Genomic DNA, 15,585 nt, shown 5'->3' with positions numbered 1-15,585 from the left:
GGATTATACCCTGTTGCCTGTTTTTTGGGCGGTTTTTTGCACCCAAAAACCAGGTATTTTCGCGCCGCCGGTGAGCGCTTACCGGGCTGGCTCGGACGCGGCTTTCAGGCTGGCAGCCAGTTCCAGGTAGCGCTGGCGGGCGGCCGGGTCGGTGGCGGCCCGGGTGGCCAGCTCGCTCATCTCGCGCTGGCGGTGCAGGCGCAGCAACTGGTCCAGGATGCTGCGCACCTCGGTCCAGTCGCTTTCGATGCCTTCCGGTATCTGCGCGATCTGCACCGTGGCGTGCCTTTCGTGCGGATGGCCGCGCAGCCCTTCGCGCAGGGCCGCCCAAGACTGGGGACCGTGCTCGTGCAGCTGGCTTTCCAGCCAGACAAAGAGCGGGCCGTGGGGCTCGGGCAGTTCGACCAGCAGGTGGTGTTCCTCGGTGCTGAGCCGGTCCCAGGTCTGGGCCTCGGTCAGCAGCAGCCTGAGCACGCGGTCTTCGCGGCTGGCCGGCAGGATGCGGCCGGCCACGCGGCGCGGCGCCCGGGCGCTGCTGCGTTCGCCAAAACTGCGTCCGGGGGGCGATGGGGGCGGGTAGTAGCCGGATGGTTCGGAGGCGCTGTAGTCGCGCTCCTCGGGGTAATCGGGCGGATAGCCGCCGGGGTCGGGAATGTCCGCGTGATGGACCGGGGCCGGCGCGGATTCAGGCCTGTGGCCCTTGCCTGGGCCGCGCGAGCCGCCGCTGTTTTTGTTGCCCGCTTTGTAGCCCGTGGAAGCCGGCTGCCACAGCTGCAGCAGTTCGCGGCTGTCGATGAGTACCTTGTCGGCGATTTCGGCCAGCAACTGGCGCTTGAGGGCCCCGTCGGGCATCAGGTTCCACAGCGGGCGGGCATTGCTGGCCATGTGGGCACGGCCCTCGGCGGTGTCGAGGTCGCAGGCTTCGGCGGCGGCTTCGATCAGGAAGCGGCTCAGCGGCACGGCCTTGCTGACGTAGGCCGCAAAGCCTTCTTTGCCGTGCTCGCGGATGTAGCTGTCGGGGTCGTGCTCGGCCGGGAGAAACAGGAACTTGACCGTGCGCACGTCGGTGGCGAAGGGCAGCGCGGCGTCCAGCGCCTTGCGGGCGGCGCGGCGGCCGGCGCCGTCGCCGTCAAAGCTGAAGACCACCGAATCGGTGAAGCGGAACAGCTTTTGCACATGGTCGGCGGTGCAGGCCGTGCCCAATGTGGCCACCGCGTTGGCAAAGCCCAGCTGGGCCAGCGCCACCACGTCCATATAGCCTTCGGTGACCAGCGCGTAGCCGTGCTCGCGCAGGGCGCTGCGGGCCTCGAACAGGCCGTAAAGTTCGCGCCCCTTGCTGAACACCGGGGTTTCGGGCGAGTTGAGGTATTTGGGCTTGTCGTCGCCCAGCACGCGCCCGCCAAAGCCTATGCATTCGCCCTTGACGTTGCGGATGGGGAACATGACCCGGTCGCGGAAACGGTCGTAGCGTTTGGCTTCGCCGGCCTGGTTTTCCTCGCCGGGTTCGCCGGTGATGACCAGGCCGCTTTCGACCAGCAGCGGGTCGTTGTAGTCGGGGAAGACGCTGGCCAGGCTGCGCCAGCCTTCGGGCGCATAACCGAGGCCGAAGGTCTTGGCGACTTCGCCCGAGACGCCGCGGCCCTTGAAGTAGTCGATGGCGCGCTCGGAGTTGCGCAAGGCCTTGATGTAGGCCATGCCGGCTTTTTCGAGCACGCTGGTGAGCGTGGCCTGCTGCTCCCGCATCTGCGCGGCGCGGGCGCGGTCCTGTGGCGAGACGTCGTCCTCGGGCACCTGCAGGCCGTATTGCTGGGCCAGGTCTTTGACGGCCTCGATGAAGGTCATGCCGCCGTGCTCCATCAAAAAGCTGATGGCGTTGCCGTTCTTGCCGCAGCCGAAGCAGTGGTAGAACTGCTTGGAGGGGCTGACGCTGAAGGAGGGGGATTTTTCGCCGTGGAAGGGGCACAGGCCCATGAAGTTGGCGCCGCCCTTTTTGAGCTGCACGTAGCGGCCCACGATGTCCACCACGTCGGCGCGCGCGAGCAATTCCTGGATGAATGTTTGTGGGATGGCCATGGGGGGAGGGGGGTCAATTTAGCACACGTGCCCCCGCGAGGGGAGGCCGGCGCCTATAGCCCTGAAGGGGAATGGGCGCTGGGCTGACACGCATTGGCGGCATCCGGCGGCATCGCGCGGGCCCGGGCGCTTCCCATAATGGGTTTTTCCTTGCCGCCCCGGGAGCGGGGCCTAACCATGACGCTTGCCCCCAACCTTGCTTATGTTTTCAGCCACCCGGGCGCCTTTGCGCTCCGGGTGCTCAAGGGCTTTCGCGCCAACCAGGGTTTGCTGCTGGCGGGGGCCGTGGCCTATTACGCGCTGCTGTCCATCGTGCCCCTGTTGATCCTGGTCGCGATCGCGCTGTCGCATGTGATAGACCAGGACGCGCTGCTGCAGGCGCTGGGCCGCTACATCGGCTGGCTGGCGCCGGGCCAGGGGGGCTTCATCACGTCTGAGCTGGCCAACTTCCTGGCGCACCGCGAGGTGATGGGCTGGGTCTTGCTGGCCACCATGCTGTTTTTCAGTTCGCTGGCTTTCACGGTGCTGGAGAACGCGATGTCGGTGATCTTTTTGCACCGTGTGGCGATACGGCGGCGGCACCTGCTGGTGTCGGCCGTTTTGCCCTATTGCTACATCGTGTCCGTGGGCCTGGGTTTGCTGCTGGTGACGCTGGTCTCCGGCAGCCTGCAGGCGCTCGGTGAAAAAAGCGTGGACTTCCTGGGGCTGGAGTGGTCGCTCAGCGGCTTTTCCGGCGCGCTGCTCTACCTGCTGGGCCTGGCGGGCGAGGTGTTGCTGCTGACCTCGCTGTACATGGTGATGCCGGTGGGCCGCCTGCAATGGCGGCACGCCTTGCTGGGCGGCGTGACCGCCGCGCTGCTGTGGGAGCTGACGCGCCACCTGCTGGTGTGGTACTTCTCCACGCTGTCGCAGGTGGGCCTGGTGTACGGCTCCCTCACCACCTCCATCCTGGTGTTGCTGAGCCTGGAAGTCGCCGCCACCTTGCTGCTGCTGGGCGCGCAGGTGATCTCGGAATACGAGCGCCTGGGCACAGCCCGGCAGGACCAGCCTGCCAAGCCCATGCGGCTGGGTTAATCCCCGAGTACCAGGCCTTCGCGCCGCGGATCGGCGCCGCCGAAGAAGCCCTCTGGCGTTTTCTGGATGGCCTGCAGGCCGCTGGTCAGGGCCTGCTCACGCACTTCGGCGCCGCGGTTTCTGAGTGCTTCGACCGTGGCCGGTGAAAAACGTTTTTCTTCCAGGATGCTGGGGCCGTTGAGCGAAGCGAAGTTGGGCAGGTCAATCGCCTGCTGCGCGTTCAGGCCCCAGTTCAGCGTGCCGTACAGCGTCTTGGCCGTGAAGTGGATGATGAGCGCGCCGCCGGGGCTGCCGCCGCTCATGACGAGCTGGCCCGAGTTTTTGTCGAACACCAGCGTGGGCGCCATGGACGAGCGCGGGCGTTTGCCCGGCTGCACGCGGTTGGCCACCGGCTTGCCTTCGGCGTCCGACGGGGCAAAGCTGAAATCGGTGAGCTCGTTGTTCAGCAAAAAACCGCCCGGCTTGCCGGTGCCGCCGTTGGTCATCAGGCGCGAGCCGAACTGGTCTTCAATCGTCGTGGTCATGGCAATCGCGTCACCGTAGCCGTCGATGATGCTGATGTGCGAGGTGCCGTGCTCGACCTGCTCGGGCATGGGCGCGTAGGCAGTCTTGACGGCGCCGGGCACGCCGGGTTTGGCGGTCTTCATGCTGGGGCCGGTGGGCTGTATCAGCCTGGCGCGCTCGCTGAGGTAAGCCGGGTCCAGCAAGCTCATCCAGCTGCCGCCCGGGGGCTGCACGAAGTCCGGGTCGCCCAGGTACTGGCCGCGGTCGGCAAAGACCAGGCGCGAGGCCTCGGTGTAGAGGTGCAGCCAGTCGGCCGATGGCGTGGGCGACACCGTGCCGGGCACGCCGCCGCTGCCGGTGACCAGGCCCAGCGTGGCGGCGGGTGTGTTGTTCAGGATGCCGAGGATCTGCCCGACCGCAATCGCGCCCGAGCTGGGCGGCGGCATGCCGCACAGGCGGTAGGCTTTGCCGCCGGCGCTGTAGTCCGAGCAGATGGGTTCGCGCTTTTTGGCCTGGTAGCCGGCGAGGTCGCTCATCGCGAGCTTGCCCGGGTTGCCGGCATGGCCGCGCACCTTGCCGACGATGGCTTCGGCGACCTTGCCTTCCAGCAGCGCTTTGGAGCCGCCCGCCGCGATCTGGCGCAGCACGTCGGCCAAGGCTGGGTTGCGCAACACGCTGCCGGTGTCGACCGGCGTGCCGTCGGGTTTGTAGAAATAGGCCGCGGCCACGGGGTCGTTTTTCGCCAGGTATTTTTCGTCCTTGAGCAAGGTGTTGAGCCGCGGGCTGACCCTGAAGCCTTGTTCCGCCAGCTGGATGGCCGGCGCGAACAATTGCGCCCAGGGTAGCTTGCCGTATTGCCGGTGCGCCATCTCCAGCATGCGCACCGTGCCGGGTGTGCCGACCGAGCGGCCGCCGACCACGCCGTCGTAAAACGCCATGGGCTTGCCGTCGGCGGCCAGGAAGAGTTTTTCATCGGCGGCAGCGGGCGCGGTTTCGCGGCCGTCAAAGGCTTCCACGGTTTTGCCGTTGTAGTGCAGCAGGAAGGCGCCGCCGCCTATGCCGCTGGATTGCGGCTCGACCAATGTGAGCACCATCTGCACGGCAATCGCCGCATCGACCGCCGAGCCGCCGGCCTTGAGGATCTGGTAGCCGGCATCGGTGGCCAGCGGGTTGGCCGCGGCCACGGCGAACTTTTTAGTGGCCCAGCCCGGCTTGGGCGTGAAGCCTGATGCGCCTTCGGGCTGCATGGCGCCGGCAGGCGCCTGGTAAGTGAAGGAGGAGGGGCTGCTGGCGCAGGCGGCCAGCAGCGCGGTGGCTGCCAGTGCCGGGAAGGCGTGTCTCATGGGAGTCTCCTTGAACGTCGTTGTAGGGTTTGGTCGAAACCCACTATACCGAGCAGCCCCCCACCTCACAACGGCATGGAAACTCAGCGAGGCGCCAGGCGGATCGCGCCGTCCAGGCGAATCACTTCGCCGTTGAGCATGTCGTTTTCGATGATATGTTTGGCCAGTCTCGCGTAGTCCTGCGGCGTGCCCAGACGCGACGGGAAGGGGACACCGGCGGCCAGCGAATCCTGCACTTCCTGCGGCATGCCGAACAGCATGGGCGTGCCGAAGATGCCGGGGGCGATGGTCATGTTGCGGATGCCGTTGCGCGCCAGGTCGCGCGCGATGGGCAGCGTCATGCCGACGATGCCGCCCTTGGAGGCGCTGTAGGCCGCCTGGCCGATCTGGCCGTCGTAGGCCGCCACGGAGGCGGTGGAAATCAGCACGCCGCGCTCGCCGGTGGCTTCGGGGTCGTTCTTGCACATGGCGTCGGCCGCCAGGCGGATCATGTTGAAGCTGCCGACCAGGTTGACGGTGATGGTCTTGCTGAACACGGCAAGGCTGTGGGCACCGTTCTTGCCCACGGTTTTTTCGGCGGGCGCAATGCCGGCGCAGTTCACCAGGCCCATCAGCTTGCCCATGGCGACGGCCTTGGCCACGACGGCCTGGCCGTCGGCTTCCTGGCTCACGTCGCATTTGACGAAGGCGGCCTTGTCCGCGCCCAGGTCTTTGGCGATGGCTTCGCCCTTGTCGGCCTGCATGTCGGCGATGACGACTTTCGCGCCGTTGGCCACCAGCATGCGCGCCGTGCCTTCACCCAGGCCCGATGCGCCGCCGGTGACGATAAATACTTTGCCTGCGATATCCATGATGTTCCTTGATGAAAAGAGTGAGGGGGGGTCTGAATGCCTGCCTGGGACGCGACATGACGTTAACGTAAACGTCAATTATGGCGCATGAAATTACCCCCACGCTCCTTCACTTCGTGTGGTCGCTGCCCCCCGAGGGGGCGTTTTCATCTTGGGGCGGCCCGGCGATGAAAAAAGCCCGGCGCCTTTCGGCCGCCGGGCTTTCGCAAAAGAAGGCGCTGGCTTATTTATAGCCGACGCGGTCCAGCATCTGCTGCACTTTGAGCTGGTTGTTGCCCACGGCGCTGATCGGGATGGTTTCAGACTTGAAGCTGCCGTTGCCCGAGGGGCTCATGGCCTTGAGCGCCGGGTTGCTGACGCCCAGGCCCGGTACTGCGGCCCATTCGTTGTTGCCGTTGGCGAAATATTCCTGCGCGCTCGGGCTGGCCAGGTATTCCATGAACTTGATGGCGTTGGCCGTGTTCTTGGCATTCTTGGCGACCGCCGCGCCGGCGATGTTCACATGCGTGCCCCAACTGGCCTGGTTGGGAAAGACCACGCCGACGCGGTCGGCCACAGCGATGTCTTCCGGCGCCTTGGAACGCATGATGCGCGCCAGGTAATAGCTGTTGGTCAGCGCGATACCACATTCGCCGCTGGCCACAGCCTTGATCTGGTCGCTGTCGCCGCCCTTGGGGTCACGCGCCATGTTGGCCACCAGGCCCTTGAGCCATTCTTCGGCCTTGGCCTCGCCCATGTGTTCGGTCACGGCGCCGAAGAGCGAAAGGTTGTAAGGGTGCGCGCCCGAGCGCGTGCACAGCAGGCCCTTGTTCTTCGGGTCGGCGAGTTTTTCATAGGTGTCCACGTCGGCCTTCTTGACCTTGAGCTTGTCGTAGACCACCACGCGGGCGCGTGTCGAAAAGCCGAACCAGGTGGTGCCTTCGGCGGTTTCCTTGGCGCGCAGCTTGGCGGGGATGGCGGCTTCCAGGGCCGGGGACTTGATGGGCTTGAACAGGCCGTCCACGTCGCCCTTCCAGAGGCGGGCCGCGTCAACCAGCAGGATCACGTCGGCGGGGGAGGCCGCGCCTTCGGCCTTCAGGCGTGCCAGGATGCCGGCGTCGTCGGCGTCCACACGGTTGACCTTGATGCCGGTGGCCTTGGTGAAGTCACTGTAGAGCTTTTCATCAGTCTGGTAATGGCGGGCAGAATACAAGTTGACCACTTGTTCCTGCGCGGATGCAAAGCCTGCCAGCAACAGCAGCGACGAGAGAACCACTTTTTTGAACATAACTTTCACTTCCTAACTGGTATTTTTTAAAGCCCGGCCATGATAGAGCAAATAAGAATCATTCCTGATAGAGCCCCTACGTCGCGCAAGCCTTCGAAGGCACGCGGGTGGCGGGCCGGCGCCTGCCTGGCACTTGTCCTGTCGGTGCTGGCCGGTTGTGCCACGACACCGTCCGGTCCGGCCGCGCCAGTTGTGGCGACGCCAGTAGAGGCCGCGAGGAAGCCGGTGCGCATCGGGCTCGCATTGGGCGGCGGCGCGGCGCGCGGCTTTGCCCATGTGGGCGTGATCGCCGTGCTGGAGGAAGCCGGGCTCAAACCGCAACTGGTGGTTGGAACCTCGGCCGGCAGCCTGGTGGCAGCCCTGTATGCCAGCGGAAAGACCAGCGCGCAGCTGCAGCAGACCGCGCTCAACATGGAAGAGGTCGCCATCACCGACTGGATGCTGCCCATCTTTGGCCGCGGCATGTTCCGCGGCGATGCGCTGGCCCGCTACGTCAACGACCTGGTGGCCAACCGGACCATGGAGAACATGGCGATCCCGCTGGGCATTGTCGCCACCGACCTCAACAGCGGCCAGGCCGTGCTGTTCCAGCGCGGCGACACCGGCACTGCGGTGCGCGCGTCGAGCGCGGTGCCGGCGGTGTTCCTGCCGGTCAAGATCAACGGGCGCGAATATGTGGACGGCGGCCTGGTGTCGCCGGTGCCGGTGCGGTTTGCGCGGCAGATGGGCGCCGACGTGGTGATTGCGGTCGACATCTCCAGCCCGCCGGAAAACAACCCGGCCGGGGACACGCTGCAAATCCTGTTGCAGACTTTTGCCATCATGGGCAAAAGCATCAACCAGTACGAACTCAAGGATGCCGACGTCGTCGTGCGGCCTTCGCTAACGGGCCTCAAAAGCGCCGATTTCTCGGCGCGCCAGCGCGCCATCGATGCGGGACGGGCCGCCATGCTGGCGGCGCTGCCGCAGCTCAAGGCCAGGCTGGCGGCGCAGAAATAGCGCCGCGGTTCCGCTGGCTTCAGGCAAAAAAAAAGCCCAATCTTGCGATCGGGCTTTAAGGGGTCCGTGAAAATGAATTTCGGAAAGGACCCGAGGAGACAACTGGCTTGAAACCCCGTTCAGTCAAACAGGATCCGTGAAACAGGCTCCATGAACGTTAGCGCTCAAGGCGCTGTGATCAACGCTTTTTGGCGGTGGTCTTGGTGGCGCTCACGGCGGAGGCGGCAACCGTGTTGAAGTTGGCTTCAGCGATGTCGCTGGCTTGCTTCACGGCTTTTTGGACCGACTCGAATGCGTTGTTGGCGGCGGCGACGGCGCTCTTCAGGACAGCCACGGCGGTTTCGGAACCGGCGGGAGCGTTCTTGGCTGCGTTGTCGACCAGGCCGACGAATTTCTTCTGCGCATCAGCGGTCTGGGCTTCAAAGGTCTTGCCCAGGTCTGCACCAGCAGCCGAAGCGATGTCATACAGGTGGCGGCTGTAAGCGGCGGTCTTTTCAGCCAGGGGCTGGACCAGGCCGGCTTGCAGGGCCATCAGTTCTTGTGCGTCTTTCACGCCCATCACGGCTTGCGTGTGGTTGGCGGTTTCGGCCAGGGCGGCCTTGGTGGCTTGCACGTTCAGCTCGACCAGCTTTTCAACGCCTTCGAAGGCTTTGTGGGTCAGGCCAAACAGGGTTTCGATGTTGGCTTTGTGGGAAGCGAGGACTTGTTCAGCGGTCAACATAATGATCTCCAGATAGGTTTAGGTGAGGGCGGTAGTTGCTTTGCGCTGAATTGCTGCACTGCAACATAAGCCCAAGTATAGGGATTGCCCGCACCATTGCAAGCATTTTATGTTGCAGTGCACCATTTTAGAGGTCGACCTCTAGCGAATGCCCTGAAACAGCATTTAAAAAGTACCGAAAAGGCTTACTCGCGTCTTAGAAATGGTGCTGCGCGCTTGGGGGCCACAATGGCCCATATTTATTTGAAGACAACGCATCTTGCAAGCCTTCTACGCCGATAACTTTGTTCTGCCGCTGCCGTCCGGCCATCGTTTCCCCATGGCGAAATATCGCCTGTTGCGGGACCGCCTGGTGAGCGAACGCCCACAGGTGCGCATGGCGCAGGCGCCGGCTGCGACGGATGGCGAACTGGCGTTGGTCCACACACCGGCTTACATCGATGCGATCACCCACGGAACCCTGCCGGCCGCGGCGCAGCGCGAGATCGGTTTTCCCTGGAGCCTGGGCATGGCCGAACGCGCGCGCCGCTCGGCCGGCGCCACCGTCGCGGCGGCCCGTGTGGCCATGGCGGGGGAAGGCATTGCCGCCAACCTGGCGGGCGGAACGCACCACTCCTATGCGGACAAGGGCAGCGGTTTTTGTGTGTTCAACGATGCGGCGGTGGCCGCCAGGCTGATGCAGGCGGAGTGGGCGCGGCGGCATCGCCACCAGCGCAAGCCGTTGCAAGTGGCCATCATCGACCTGGACGTGCACCAGGGCAACGGCACGGCCAGCATCTTTGCCGGTGACACCAGCGTGTTCACGCTGTCGTTGCACGGGCAGAAGAATTTCCCCTTTCGCAAGGAAGCCAGCGACCTCGACGTGGACTTGCCCGAGGGTTGCGGCGACGCGGCCTACCTTCAGGCGCTGGAGCACGCGCTCGATGAGCTGGAGCGGCGCTTCGAGCCCGGCCTGATTTTCTTCCTGGCCGGCGCCGACCCGTATGCGGGCGACCGGCTGGGCCGCCTGGCGCTGAGCTTCGACGGCCTGGAGGCGCGCGACCGGCGCGTCTTCGACTGGGCCTGGCAGCGCCGCATTCCGCTGGCGTTTTCCATGGCGGGCGGTTATGGCGTCAACATCGACGAGACCGTGCAGGTGCAGATGAATACCTACACACTGGCACTCGAGTACTGGGCGCGCTGGAATCCCTAACCCGTCGATGCGCGCCATGGATTGCTGCTACATTGCGTGGGATTCGCTTCGGCGACCCCTGGACATAGAAGAAGCAAAAACATGCCGCTGCCCACTCCCCGTGTTTCCGACGATGCTGAAAAAACTTCCCCCTTGCGCGTGTTGGTCCTGGGCGGCACCGGCTTTATCGGTCGCCATGCCGTGGCCGCGCTGCATACCGCCGGCGCGCAACTCGCGATAGGCAGTCGCCATCCGGAGCGCCACGAGGCCGCTTATCCCTTTGCCGCCATGCGCCTTGCGCGCTTTGAGCAACTCCTGCAAGCGGATGCGTGGGACGCCTTGCTCAAAGACGTGGACGTGATCGTCAACTGCGTGGGCATCCTGCGCCAGCGGCCCCATGAGTCTTACGAGCACGTTCACCACCGCGCGCCGGCGGCGCTGGCGCTCGCCTGCGCCAAGGCGGGCATACGCTTCATCCACACCTCGGCCCTGGGTTTGCACGAGGGTGCCAAGAGCCGCTTCCTGTCGAGCAAGCTGCTGGGCGAGCGCGCCATCGCGGCCTCGGGCAGCGACTACGCCATCGTGCGGCCCTCGCTGCTCGACGGCGAGGGCGGTTTCGGCGCGCGCTGGCTGCGCGGCTTGTCGCGCTCTCCCGTGCACTGCATTCCGCGCGGTGCGCGCGGCGGCATCGCGGCGATGACGGCCACGGACCTCGGCCTGGCCTTTGCCGCGCTCGCGGCTTTTCCTTCGCTGGCCGCCCATCGCGAAGTTGAGCTGGGCGGCACGCGCCGTTATGGCTATGCCGAGTACCTGCGTGAACTGCGCGCCGACTACACCGGCACCCGCGCGCTGCAACTGCCCTTGCCCAACTGGATGGCACGCCTGGGCGCACATGCCTGCGACCTCACGCATTTCTCGCCTTTCTCTTACGGGCACTGGATTCTGCTGCAGCGGGATAACATTCCTTCCCCTAACCGGCTGCCCGAATTGCTGGGGCGGGAGCCCCACGCCATCGGCTCAAAAGCGGCTCGAGAGCCCAGCTTGGCCCGCGCTGGCAAAATAGGGCCTCATGACCTCCCCGACACGACCGCAAGCCGAAGCCCGTAGCGCCTACAAAGCTTTCCGCGACATCGGCACCCGCTGGTCCGACAACGACGTCTACGGCCACGTCAACAACGTCGTCTACTACAGCTGGTTCGACACCGCCGTCAACGGCCTGCTGATTGAACGCGGCGCCATCGACATCCATACCGGCAGCGTGATCGGCCTGGTGATAGAAACCCAGTGCAACTACTTCGCGCCGCTGGCTTTTCCGGAGCCCGTCGTTGCGGGGATTCGCGTCGCGCACATCGGCTCGTCCAGCGTGCGCTACGAAGTCGCGCTGTTCCCCGGCGACGAAAGCCAGCCGTGCGCGGCGCGCGGCCACTTCATCCACGTTTACGTCGACCGCGCTACGCGCCGGCCGGCGCCGCTTCCACCCGAACTGCTTTCCGTATTGGAGACCCTCCGATGACCCAGGCACCGCCCGTGCTTCCTTACATCGCCCCACGCCAGGCGGGCGATGCGCGCAACGCGGTGGACGAAGCCATCCTGAGCCGCCAGTCCATTCGCCAGTTCTTGCCCAAGCCGGTGCCGCGCGAGGCCATCGCCCACCTGCTGGAACTTGCGAGCCGCGCGCCCTCGGGCACCAACACCCAGCCCTGGAAGGCTTATGTGCTTCAGGGCGCGAGCCGCGACTCGCTCGTCAGCAAGGTCTGCGATGCCCACGACGCGCTGCACGCCAACCCGGCCCTGGCGGCCGAGTACAAAGAGGAATACGACTACTACCCCGAGAAGTGGGTGTCGCCCTTTATTGACCGGCGCCGCGCAAACGGCTGGGCCCTTTACGGCCTGCTGGGCATCGTCAAAGGCGACAAGGACAGGATGCATGCGCAGCACCACCGCAATTTCAAATTTTTCGACGCGCCCGTGGGCCTGATGTTCACGCTGGACCGCGCGATGGGACGCGGCTCGCTGGTGGACTACGGCATGTTCATGCAGACCCTCATGCTGGCCGCGCGCGGCCTGGGGCTGCACACCTGTCCGCAGGCGGCCTGGAACGGCTACGCCAAAATCATCCTGCCGCACATAGGTGCGGGTGAGGGTGAAATGCTGGTGTGCGGCATGGCGCTGGGTTATGCCGATGAGACGGCGCCGGTGAACACGTTCCGCACGCCAAGGGTTCCCGCCTCCGAATTCACCACCTGGCTGGACTGACCGGATGACCTTTTCCATGGTCCAGCTGCTCGGTGGCCTGTCTTACGCCACCACGCTGTTCCTGATGGCGGCGGGCCTCACGCTGATCTTCGGCGTCACGCGCATCGTCAACTTCGCGCACGGCAGTTTTTTCATGCTGGGCGCGCTGTTCACGGCGCATTGGGTCACGCAGTGGTTCCCGGCCTGGGGCGAGAGCGCGCCGCTCTACCTTCTCGCGATTTTGATGGGCGCCGCCTGTGCGGGGCTGGCGGGTGCAGCGGCTGAATTTTTACTGCTCAGGCGCATGAGCGGCGCGCCCGAGCTGTACCAGCTGGTCGCCACCTTCGGCCTCACGCTCGCGATGCACGACGCGATGCAGTGGGGCTTTGGCCCGGATGAGGTGTTCGCGCCGCGCTTTCCGGGCCTCAAGGGCTCGGTGCAGATCGGCGACGAGTTCTTCCCGGTCTACCAGCTCGCGATGATCGCGCTGGGCCCGCTGGTCTGGCTGGGCCTGCACCTGCTGCTGCGGCGCTCGCGCTTCGGCCAGCGCCTGCGTGCCGCCACGCAGGACCGCTCCATGCTCGCGGCGCTGGGCGTCAACCCGCGCCCGCTGATGCTGGGCGCCGTGGTGCTGGGCTGCGCGCTGGCGGGACTGGCCGGCGCGCTGCAGTTGCCGCGTGAGCCCGCGCACCTGCAGATGGACATGAACGTGATCGTCGAGACCTTTGTGGTGGTGGTCACCGGCGGGCTGGGCAGCATAGGCGGCGCTTTTGTGGCGGCGCTGCTGATCGGCCTGGTCCACGCTTTCGGCATCAACGTGTTTCCGCAGGCCACGCTGGTCATCGTGTTCCTGACCATGGCCGTGGTGCTGGTGTTCCGGCCGCAAGGCCTCAACGGCAAGGCGGTCTCCGCGCAGGAGGCCGGCAGCGGCGTGCGCGAGGCGGCGCAGAAGTTTCGCGGGCTGGCGATGGGCGCGGCCGGGTCTTCGGCCATCGCCGCCTCCTGTGTGCTGCTGGCCGGCCTGGCCTGGGTGGGTGGGCCGTACTGGCAGGCGCTGGCGGCCGATGCGCTGATCCTCATGATCTTCGGCATCAGCCTGCAGTCCATGATGGCGCTGGGCGGCCTGGTCAGCTTTGGCCATGCCGCGTTCTTCGCGCTGGGCGCTTACGGCGCGGCTTTGTCGCACAGTTTGTGGGGCGCCTCGCTTCCGCTGGCGCTGGCGGCCGGCTGCGGCGCGGCCCTGCTGGTGGCCGCGGTGTTCGGCGCGGCCGTGGTGCGCAGCAGCGGCGTTTACCTGGCCATGCTCTCGCTGGCGCTCGCGCAGGTGGTCTGGGCCGGCGCGACGCAGTGGGTGGATTTCACGGGCGGCGACAACGGCCTGATCGGGCTCACGCTGGTCAGCGACGAAGGCCGGCCGGTGTTTTATGCCTTGCTGGTGGTGCTGGTGCTGGTGGCCGTGGCGGCCCTGCGCTTCCTGGGCCGCTCGGTGATGGGCGCCGCGCTGCAGGCTTTGCGCGATGCGCCGCTGCGCGCCTCGGCCTCCGGGCTGGCGGTGGGCTGGCTCAAGTACCGTATTTTTGTCGAGAGCGCCGTGCTGGCCGGCCTGGCCGGCGGGCTGTTCGCCGCGCACAAGGGCGCGGTGTTTCCGTCGCTTGCGTCGGTTTCCACCTCCGTCGATGCCTTGCTGGTGGTTTTGCTGGGCGGCGTGCACCAGCTGTGGGGTGCGGTGGCAGGCAGCGTGGTGCTGAGTTATGCCGGCGCCGAACTGGGCCGCGAAGTGACGTACTGGCGCGGCCTGCTGGGCGTTTTCATCATGGTGATCATGGTGGCGTCGCCCTCCGGGCTGTTGGGTTTGCTGCCGCGCCTGCTTGAGACCTGGCGGCGGCGCAGGCCGGGAAGGGCGGCCTGATGCTGCAGGTCAAGCAACTGGTCAAACATTTCGGCGGCCTGCACGCGGTGGACGGCGTGAGCTTCGATGTGGCGCCGGGCCAATGCGTGGCCCTGATCGGCCCGAACGGCGCCGGGAAGTCCACCACCTTTGCCTGTATCGCCGGCCAGTATCCGCTCACGGGCGGCAGCATCGCATGGAACGGCCAGGCGCTGCAGGGCCTTAGCCCGCAGGCGCGGCTGGGGCTGGGCGTGGCGCGCACTTTCCAGGTGGCCCAGGTGTTTGAGGCGCTCACGGTGCTGCAGAACGTGCAGCTGGCGATACAGGCACGGCTGGGCGCTCGGGCCGTCTCCGCATTCAAGGCGCTGGACGGACAGGCGCGTGAACCGGCCTTGGCGCTGCTGGAACAAACCGGGCTAATGGCGCTCGCCGCGCAGGATGCGCTGAGCCTGCCCTATGGCGCGAAGAAGCGGCTGGAACTGGCTGTGGCGCTGGCGGCCCAACCGCAATTGCTGCTGCTGGACGAACCGGCCGCCGGCCTGGCCGGGCCCGAGCGTGCCGACCTCATGCAACTGGTGAAGCGCCTGGCGGGGCAGGGCATGGCCGTGCTCTACACCGAACACAACATGGACGCCGTGGCGGGCGTTGCCGACCGCGTGCTGGTGTTGATCGAAGGCCGGCTGGCCGCGCAGGGCTCGTTCGACGAGATCGCGCGCGACGCCGTGGTGCGCAGCCGCTACCTGGGCCAGGCGGGCGGCGAGGGGGCAAGCCATGCTTGAGGTCGACAAGCTCAACGCTTTTTACGGCCCGGCCCAGGCGTTGTTCGAGGTATCGCTGCAGGTGGCACCCGGTGAACTCGTTGTGCTGCAGGGGCTCAATGGCGCCGGGAAGTCCACGCTGCTCAAGTCCGTGATGGGCTTGGAAGTGCGCACCGAAGGCCACATCCGCTACCGCGACCCGGCGGGCCCGCAGGGCGCAGGCCTGACGACGATTGAACGTTGGGACACGCACCGCCGAGCGCAGGCCGGCCTGGGTTATGTGGCCGAAGACCGCCGGCTGTTCACCGAACTCACGGTGCGCGAAAACCTGCGCATCGCGGCGGGCCGTGACGCAGCGGCGCAAGAGGCCAGGGCGCTGGATTTGTTCCCCGCGCTGAAGGCCATGCTGGGACGCCGCGCCGCGCAGATGAGCGGGGGCGAACAGCAGATGCTGGCGATTGCCCGCACGCTGATGACCGGGCCGCGGATTCTGCTGCTCGACGAACCTTGCGAGGGCATCGCACCGGTGCTGGTGGAATCCATCCGCGATGCGCTGCTGGCGCTGCGGCAACAAGGCCTGGGCTTGCTGGTGGCCGAGCAAAACGAGTTGCTCGCCGCCCGCGCCGACAGGCTGGTTTTGCTGGTTGCGGGTAAAGTCAGGGGTTCGTGAAGAAAGACCCGCTTCTTTCCCGGCTTTTCCT

At 66.1% G+C, this 15,585-nt stretch carries 14 protein-coding genes; 9 read left to right on the top strand and 5 right to left on the bottom strand.

Annotated features, from left to right (window positions below; all coding sequences use genetic code 11):
* Positions 1–78: 78 nt before the first annotated feature.
* Positions 79–2,073 carry a DNA primase gene (gene dnaG / locus ACLV8F_RS07655; RefSeq protein ID WP_411883633.1) on the bottom strand — a complete coding sequence of 665 codons (1,995 nt, stop codon included), beginning with the start codon at positions 2,071–2,073 and terminating at the stop codon, positions 79–81.
* A 177-nt stretch (positions 2,074–2,250) separates the two neighbouring features.
* On the opposite strand from dnaG, the gene ACLV8F_RS07650 reads away from it, so the two are divergent.
* Entirely contained in the window at positions 2,251–3,147 is an 897-nt protein-coding gene (locus ACLV8F_RS07650; protein WP_411883632.1) for a YihY/virulence factor BrkB family protein, read from the top strand.
* Here ACLV8F_RS07650 and ACLV8F_RS07645 read toward each other — a convergent pair.
* From ACLV8F_RS07645 to ACLV8F_RS07635, 3 genes are all read right to left on the bottom strand, one after another.
* Positions 3,144–4,994 carry a gamma-glutamyltransferase family protein gene (locus ACLV8F_RS07645; RefSeq protein ID WP_411883631.1) on the bottom strand — a complete coding sequence of 617 codons (1,851 nt, stop codon included), beginning with the start codon at positions 4,992–4,994 and terminating at the stop codon, positions 3,144–3,146. The genes ACLV8F_RS07650 and ACLV8F_RS07645 overlap by 4 nt on opposite strands.
* A gap of 83 nt (positions 4,995–5,077) precedes the next feature.
* Positions 5,078–5,845, bottom strand: a complete 768-nt coding sequence (locus tag ACLV8F_RS07640; protein ID WP_411883630.1) for a 3-hydroxyacyl-CoA dehydrogenase — start codon at positions 5,843–5,845, stop codon at positions 5,078–5,080.
* Between the two features lie 223 nt (positions 5,846–6,068).
* Entirely contained in the window at positions 6,069–7,112 is a 1,044-nt protein-coding gene (locus ACLV8F_RS07635; protein WP_411883629.1) for an extracellular solute-binding protein, read from the bottom strand.
* A 225-nt stretch (positions 7,113–7,337) separates the two neighbouring features.
* On the opposite strand from ACLV8F_RS07635, the gene ACLV8F_RS07630 reads away from it, so the two are divergent.
* Positions 7,338–8,111 carry a patatin-like phospholipase family protein gene (locus tag ACLV8F_RS07630; protein ID WP_411883628.1) on the top strand — a complete coding sequence of 258 codons (774 nt, stop codon included), beginning with the start codon at positions 7,338–7,340 and terminating at the stop codon, positions 8,109–8,111.
* 178 nt (positions 8,112–8,289) lie between these two features.
* Here ACLV8F_RS07630 and ACLV8F_RS07625 read toward each other — a convergent pair whose 3' ends face one another.
* Positions 8,290–8,835 (bottom strand): phasin family protein, encoded by a 546-nt coding sequence (locus tag ACLV8F_RS07625; protein ID WP_411878416.1) that lies wholly within the window; start codon positions 8,833–8,835, stop codon positions 8,290–8,292.
* A 256-nt stretch (positions 8,836–9,091) separates the two neighbouring features.
* Between ACLV8F_RS07625 and ACLV8F_RS07620 the strand changes: the two genes are divergently transcribed.
* The 7 genes from ACLV8F_RS07620 to ACLV8F_RS07590 all read left to right on the top strand — a co-directional run bounded on the left by ACLV8F_RS07620 (position 9,092) and on the right by ACLV8F_RS07590 (position 15,554).
* A complete protein-coding gene (locus ACLV8F_RS07620) occupies positions 9,092–10,024 on the top strand; it encodes a histone deacetylase (RefSeq protein ID WP_411883627.1) in 933 nt (310 codons plus the stop codon).
* A gap of 81 nt (positions 10,025–10,105) precedes the next feature.
* Positions 10,106–11,110, top strand: coding sequence for an NAD(P)H-binding protein (locus tag ACLV8F_RS07615; protein WP_411883626.1), 1,005 nt, complete (start codon positions 10,106–10,108; stop codon positions 11,108–11,110).
* A complete protein-coding gene (locus ACLV8F_RS07610) occupies positions 11,073–11,516 on the top strand; it encodes an acyl-CoA thioesterase (RefSeq protein WP_411883625.1) in 444 nt (147 codons plus the stop codon). Before ACLV8F_RS07615 ends, ACLV8F_RS07610 begins: the two co-directional genes overlap by 38 nt.
* Positions 11,513–12,259, top strand: coding sequence for a nitroreductase (locus ACLV8F_RS07605; protein ID WP_411883624.1), 747 nt, complete (start codon positions 11,513–11,515; stop codon positions 12,257–12,259). Before ACLV8F_RS07610 ends, ACLV8F_RS07605 begins: the two co-directional genes overlap by 4 nt.
* Before the next feature lie 4 nt (positions 12,260–12,263).
* Positions 12,264–14,147 carry an ABC transporter permease gene (locus tag ACLV8F_RS07600; RefSeq protein WP_411883623.1) on the top strand — a complete coding sequence of 628 codons (1,884 nt, stop codon included), beginning with the start codon at positions 12,264–12,266 and terminating at the stop codon, positions 14,145–14,147.
* Positions 14,147–14,905 carry an ABC transporter ATP-binding protein gene (locus ACLV8F_RS07595; protein WP_411883622.1) on the top strand — a complete coding sequence of 253 codons (759 nt, stop codon included), beginning with the start codon at positions 14,147–14,149 and terminating at the stop codon, positions 14,903–14,905. The genes ACLV8F_RS07600 and ACLV8F_RS07595 overlap by 1 nt, the downstream gene beginning before the upstream one ends.
* The gene (locus ACLV8F_RS07590; protein WP_411883621.1) at positions 14,898–15,554 is read left to right on the top strand and encodes an ABC transporter ATP-binding protein; all 657 of its coding nucleotides are present in this window, start codon (positions 14,898–14,900) and stop codon (positions 15,552–15,554) included. The genes ACLV8F_RS07595 and ACLV8F_RS07590 overlap by 8 nt, the downstream gene beginning before the upstream one ends.
* Positions 15,555–15,585: the final 31 nt, after the last annotated feature.

It is taken from the genome of Polaromonas sp. YR568 (assembly GCF_943369675.1).
In the GTDB taxonomy this organism is placed as follows: domain Bacteria; phylum Pseudomonadota; class Gammaproteobacteria; order Burkholderiales; family Burkholderiaceae_C; genus Polaromonas.
The sequence above is the reverse complement of the archived record's forward strand: the minus strand, read 5'-3'. Positions and strand labels throughout refer to the sequence as shown.